Origin of the sequence: Aeromonas finlandensis (assembly GCF_000764645.1) — a bacterium.
GTDB lineage: Bacteria > Pseudomonadota > Gammaproteobacteria > Enterobacterales > Aeromonadaceae > Aeromonas > Aeromonas finlandensis.
Window position 1 is genome coordinate 1 of the sequence record NZ_JRGK01000074.1, and the last position, 5,729, is coordinate 5,729.

5 protein-coding genes and 1 pseudogene are annotated in these 5,729 nt (G+C 58.6%); 3 read left to right on the forward strand and 3 right to left on the reverse strand.

What is annotated here, in order from left to right:
* The 3 genes from LD28_RS0109000 to LD28_RS0109010 all read right to left on the reverse strand — a co-directional run.
* A partial coding sequence (locus LD28_RS0109000; protein ID WP_050514283.1) for a DUF58 domain-containing protein occupies nt 1-675 on the reverse strand: 675 nt, incomplete at its 3' end.
* Between the two features lie 8 nt (nt 676-683).
* On the reverse strand, nt 684-1,661 hold the full coding sequence (locus LD28_RS0109005) for an AAA family ATPase (RefSeq protein WP_033136640.1): 978 nt from the start codon (nt 1,659-1,661) through the stop codon (nt 684-686).
* A gap of 144 nt (nt 1,662-1,805) precedes the next feature.
* Nucleotides 1,806-3,344, reverse strand: coding sequence for an arylsulfatase (locus LD28_RS0109010; protein WP_241462276.1), 1,539 nt, complete (start codon nt 3,342-3,344; stop codon nt 1,806-1,808).
* Nucleotides 3,345-3,444: 100 nt separating this feature from the next.
* Between LD28_RS0109010 and LD28_RS22955 the strand changes: the two genes are divergently transcribed.
* The 3 genes and pseudogenes from LD28_RS22955 to LD28_RS24045 all read left to right on the forward strand — a co-directional run.
* A complete protein-coding gene (locus tag LD28_RS22955; protein ID WP_156120160.1) occupies nt 3,445-3,813 on the forward strand; it encodes a hypothetical protein in 369 nt (122 codons plus the stop codon).
* Between the two features lie 444 nt (nt 3,814-4,257).
* A complete protein-coding gene (locus LD28_RS0109015) occupies nt 4,258-5,535 on the forward strand; it encodes an HD-GYP domain-containing protein (protein ID WP_033136642.1) in 1,278 nt (425 codons plus the stop codon).
* A gap of 120 nt (nt 5,536-5,655) precedes the next feature.
* A pseudogene (locus LD28_RS24045) lies at nt 5,656-5,729 on the forward strand (CBS domain-containing protein); the annotation flags it as partial.

Genomic DNA, 5,729 nt, shown 5'->3' on the forward strand with positions numbered 1-5,729 from the left:
GGCCTCGGTCACCCCGGCCCAGTCGCTGAGCAGGATCAGGGTGGCATTTTTCAGCTTGAGTCGGCCCAGCATCGCCAGCAGAGGGGCCAGACCGGTCGTGTCGCTGTCGCGGCTGGTGGCCGAGAGGGCATGATTGGCAGTGCAGAGTTGGCGCAAGCGGGCCAGCCAGTGGCCACGGGAGCGCTGGCCGCGCAGCCACGCCACCCCGTCGCAGCGCAAGATGGCGAGCCCGACCCGATCGCTCTCTTTGAGCACCTGCCAGCCGAGCAGGGCCGCCACTTCGGCAGCCACCACCGACTTCATCACCTCCACCGAGGAGAAGAACATGCTGCTGCGCTGATCAACGCAGAGGATCACGTGGCGATCTTTCTCTTCGCTATAGCTGCGCACATGGGGGCGGCCGGTGCGCAGGGTCACTTTCCAGTCCAGAGTGCGAATGTCATCCCCTTGCTGGTAGTGGCGCAGCTCTTCGAAGTTGAGCCCCCGGCCGCGAAAGCGCGACTGGTGGCGGCCGCATAGCACGCTGCCGCTGTTTAGCCGTGGTAGCAGTGAAAACTGGCCGACCAGCCCCTGTAGCCGGACCAGGGTCAGGTAGTCGCAGTGGATGCGCGGGTCGCCACTGGGCGGCTGCCCGCCCGGTGTCAGCCGGTCATGGGATAAGGTGCGAGGGGTCATGGTATCGCTTACCCGATGACAACGTGATCGAGCAGCGCCATCACCACCTGCTGGTGATCCACCCCATCTGCCAGCGCGTCATAGCTGAGGGTAAAGCGGTGGCCCAGCACGCTGGGCACCATGGCGCGCACATCGTCGGGCAGCACGTGGTTACGCCCTTGCAGCCAGGCGTAGGCGCGGGCGCACTTGTCCAGCGCAATGGAGGCGCGGGGGCTGGCGCCGACCGCAAGCCACTGTGGCAACCCGGTGGCCGGGTAGCGGTCGGGGTGCCGGGTCGCCATGACCAGCGCGATGATGTAGTGCTCCACCAGCGGCGAGACCGTCATGGCCGAGAGCTCTGCTCTTGCCTGCAAAATCAGTTCGGGGGAGAGGGGGGCGAAACCCTCGCCTTGCTGGCGGGTACCGCGCTCTTCGGCTCGCACCAGCCGAATGATGGCAAGCTCGGCCTCGTCGTCGGGGTAGGCGACCGAGACCTTGAGGGCAAAACGGTCCATCTGGGCTTCCGGCAGCGGGTAGGTCCCCTCCTGCTCGATGGGGTTCTGGGTCGCCAGCACCATAAAGAGCTCGGGCAGGCGGTGGCTCTTGTCACCCACTGTGACGGTGCCCTCGGCCATCGCCTCCAGCAGGGCGGCCTGTACCTTGGCGGGGGCACGGTTCACCTCATCGGCCAGCACGATGCTGTTGAAGATGGGGCCGGGCTGGAAGCGCAGCTGGTGGGCTCCGTCATGCTCCTGATACATCTCGGTGCCGGTTACATCGGAGGGGAGCAGATCGGGAGTGAACTGAATGCGGCCGAAGCTGGCATTGAGGGCCTCGGCCAGCGCCTTGACCGAGCGGGTCTTGGCGGTGCCGGGCAAACCTTCAAGGAGCACGTGGCTATTGGTCAGCAGGCCAATCACCAGGGCGCGGATCACATGGGACTGGCCGACCACACTGTGACCAACCTGTTCGATGAGTTGCGAGATCTGTTGTTGCAAGGGATTCATAGGCATTTCCACAGGGTGCATATAACGAGACAGAGGGAGGGCTGGCAGGGGGCCAACGGGTTTTCAATTTCCAGCCGGTTCGGAGCGAGCCGCCTGGAAATTGAAAACGCCCACCAGTGGGTGATGGGCGTTGGAGTCACCGCCTTACTTGATGGTGGCGACTTTCTGCTTGAGTGCGTCCAGCTCCGCCAGCTTGCCTTGCAGCATCAGGCTCTGGGAGCTGATGTTGGCCGGGTTCATCTGGAAGCTCTGCTGCATCGGGTAGTTGGGCAGAGTGTCGAAGAACTCTTTCAGGATCCCCTGTACCGGTACGAACAGCCACATGTTGTCAGCCATCCAGCGCATGTACATGCCTGACTCGTGCGGTGCCTTCTCGAACGGATCGGCGCGCAGGTTGATGATCTGCGGCCAGTTCGGGGTAACGCGCACCGCATCGGTGATGTTGCCCTGCATGGTGGCAAAGTTCAGCTTGAAGTCATTCCAGCGCACGGCGTTCAGCTCGCCGTTGGCAGAGAAGTAGAGCATGGAGTTGCGCGGGGCGGTGTCGGTCTTACCGGAGAGGTACGGCATGAAGTTGTAGCCGTCCAGTTTCACCCGCCACTCTTTGCCGTTGGCCTTGTAGCCCTTGGCCAGCTTCTCTTTCACGTCCGGTACACCGGCGGCGGCCAGCAGGGTCGGCATCCAGTCCTGATGGGCCATCATGGCGTTCACCCGGGTGCCCGGTTTGATCACGCCTGGCCAGCGAACCAGCTGGGGGACGCGGGTGCCCCCTTCCCAGGTGGTGCCCTTCTCGCCATAGAACGGAGTGGTGCCGCCATCCGGCCAGCTGCCGGTCTCGGCGCCGTTGTCGGTGGTGTAAATAACGATGGTGTTGTCGGCGACGCCCAGCTCGTCGAGCTTGTCGAGCAGGATCCCCACCTGGTCATCGTGCTCCAGCATGCCATCGGCATAGATGCTGACGCCGGATTTGCCCTGATACTTCTCTTGCAGGCGGGTCCAGACGTGCATGCGGGTGGCGTTGTGCCAGATGAAGAAGGGCTTCTTGGCCTTGACCGCTTTTTCCATGAAGGCCAGCGATGATTCGAGGAACTCTTCGTCTGCGTGCTCCATGCGCTTGCGGGTCATGGGGCCGGTGTCTTCAATCTTGCCGTCGGCAGAGGATTTGATCACCCCGCGCGGGCCGAACTTCTTCTTGAACTCCGGATCTTTCGGGTAGTAGTAGGTTTCCGGCTCTTCTTCCGCATTCAGGTGGTAGAGGTTGCCAAAGAACTCGTCGAAGCCGTGCTTGGTCGGCAGGTGCTGGTCACGGTCACCCAAATGGTTTTTGCCGAACTGGCCGGTCATGTAACCCTGCTCCTTGAGCAGATCACCGATGGTGGGGGCCCAATCCGGAATACCGTGGGTGGAGCCGGGCATGCCGATGGTCAGCAGGCCGGTACGGAACGGCTCTTCGCCGGTGATAAAGGCGGCGCGACCGGCGGTGCAGGATTGCTGACCATAGTGATCGGTAAAGAGGGCCCCTTCATTGGCGATACGCTCCAGGTTCGGGGTCTGGTAGCCCATCATCCCCTGGTTGTAGGCGCTGATGTTCCAGTAGCCGATGTCATCGCCCATGATGGCAAGAATATTGGGCTTGGCGGCTGCAGCGGCACTGCCAGCAGTGGCCATTAAGGCAAGGCTCATGGCTATTTTGTTTATTTGAATGGCCATTATTGGCTCCACTCCTAATCTGATGTGAATTGGTACACAAAATGGGCGATGAAAGCATTTGGATAATGTGGTGATGTTTGACCCATTCCGAATAATGTCTGGTGCCGTAGCAATAAATGTTGGTGGTGCATCTATTTTTACAGCGATATTGGTGAGCAACGATCGGGGTCAGCCCACCGATGTATTAGAACGGACAATCAACACAAACAGCTTTCAACCGTTTTACTCTATGCAGGGCAACGTGGTTTGTCGCCTTATAGCGAATATAACTTGTGGTTATCCGAGTGTTGTCGGGGAAAGAAATCAGCAATGTGCGTTGCAGTATGAATTGCCATCAGCGATGGCGTGCGGGTTAGCCAAATGGTGGCTGGAGCGCCTTCATATGGTCATGCTTGCGTGCGAACAGCTGATTTTATTAGGAAAATATATATGGTGTGAATAATCGCCAGGCGAGTGACGCTATAAATTCGATAACACTTAAATGCTGATTAATCGTGGTTTAAGCCATGCTTTATTATTAATGTGATGGGGTAAACACTATCACCATTTATGAGAGAGATAAATCGGTGTAAATAATCGCCATCTATCAAGAGGCGTCACTGTGTTAATAAAATAGTCATGGTGTTTGGGGATATGCATCGCATTTTCATGACATAGCGTGACGGCGTATCGCTATATTGAGCATCTGTCGTTGTTTCATCGATTTGGATATTAACCTATGCATCGCACCTGATGCTCAGGAGTGTGAAGCCGTGACCCCTCGCATTTTTTGGCCATGTTTCAGCGGGGACAAGAGGTAAAAAAGGGGGCTATTGACTAGATTTATCAATAGTGAGGAGTGAAATGACTCCTTTTCTATATAACAAAACAGCATGGGACAGGGATCATGAACAGAGCGCAGGGAGCCGGTTCGTTCTCGTTGCAGGTAGATCTCAGACAGGTGGTCTATGCCTTGTCTGCATCATTGGATCTGGTGGGGATTGGCGATGTGGCCCATGGTAAACGGGTCGGGATCATGGCCGCCGAGTGCAGTCGGGTGCTGAAGATGGATGCCGCCGAGCGTCGCCTGCTATTCGAGCTGGGGGTGCTGCATGATATCGGTGTCTCCTCGACCACCACCCATCACCATCTGGTCAGCGAGTTCGATTGGGAGTCCTCCCAGCGCCACTGTGAGGTGGGATATCAGCTGCTCAAGGATTTCCGTTTGTTGGCCCCGCTGGCGCTACCCATCCGTTATCACCATACCCACTGGCATCTGCTGCGCGAGATGTCCGATGTGGATCCCATCGTGGCTCGTCAGGCCAACCTCATCTTTTTGGTGGATCGCTGCGATGCGCTGGCCGCCCCCTACTATGGCGATGGGTCCCTGTTGATGCATACCAACGAGATCCGCGCACGGCTGCAGGATTGCCGTGGCGAGTTCTTTGCCCCCGAGCTGGTGGATGCCTTCCTCAAGGTGTCCCGCTCGGAGGCATTCTGGTTGCAGCTTGAAGCCCGCTCCATCAATGACTACATGCTGGAGATGCTGCAGGAGCGGGAGCCCTGTATCACCACCAATGGGGAGCTGAAGGCGCTAGCCCGGATCTTCTCGGGGATCGTCGATGCCAAAAGCCCCTTTACCATGACGCACTCGCTCGGCGTGAGTCGGTTGTCTCGTGCGCTGGCTGAATTGATGGGGGTCAGCGCCGTCCATTGCGACATGCTGGAGATCGCCGGTTTGCTGCACGATCTGGGCAAGCTCAGGGTACCGGACGAGATCCTCGACAAACCCGGCAGCCTGACGCAGGAGGAGCGGGCCGTCATTAATACCCACAGTTTCGAGACCTACCAGATCCTGCGTCATATCGAGGGGTTTGAGGAGATAGCCTGCTGGGCGGCTTACCACCATGAGGAGCCGGACGGGGAGGGGTATCCGTTCCATCTGCCCGCCTCTGCCATGGTATTGGAGGCGCGCATCCTGCGGGTTGCTGATATTTTTCAGGCCATGGTGCAGGACCGACCATACCGGCATGGATTGCCAGCTCGTGATGCGTTGACCTTTATGCAGCAACTGGCGGATCAGGGAAGGGTCGATCCCGCAGTGGTGGCGGTGCTGGCCGACCACCTGCCGCAGATGATGGCGGCGGCCATTCCGAACCGCGAGCAGGAGCATGCCATCAGTTGAGGGAGAGAGTGGCTGCGAAACTATTCTGCAGTGAGCCAGCTATGCTTGGAGCAAGCCATGCAGTGTGCTGGCATCGGCGCACAATACGCCAGCTTGACTGACTACCGTAGGGGAGTAGATATGGAATCACTAAAAGCCAGGGATTATATGCAGAGCAGACCCATCACCTTCACTGCCGACATGATGGTGCAATC

What these genes read in the sequence shown, in the direction of transcription:
- LD28_RS22955 (WP_156120160.1), top strand. Translation starts at nt 3,445, where the DNA reads ATGTTTGACCCATTCCGAATAATGTCTGGTGCCGTAGCAATAAATGTT.
- LD28_RS0109010 (WP_241462276.1), bottom strand. Translation starts at nt 3,344, where the DNA reads ATGAGCCTTGCCTTAATGGCCACTGCTGGCAGTGCCGCTGCAGCCGCC.
- LD28_RS0109015 (WP_033136642.1), top strand. Translation starts at nt 4,258, where the DNA reads ATGAACAGAGCGCAGGGAGCCGGTTCGTTCTCGTTGCAGGTAGATCTC.
- LD28_RS0109005 (WP_033136640.1), bottom strand. Translation starts at nt 1,661, where the DNA reads ATGAATCCCTTGCAACAACAGATCTCGCAACTCATCGAACAGGTTGGT.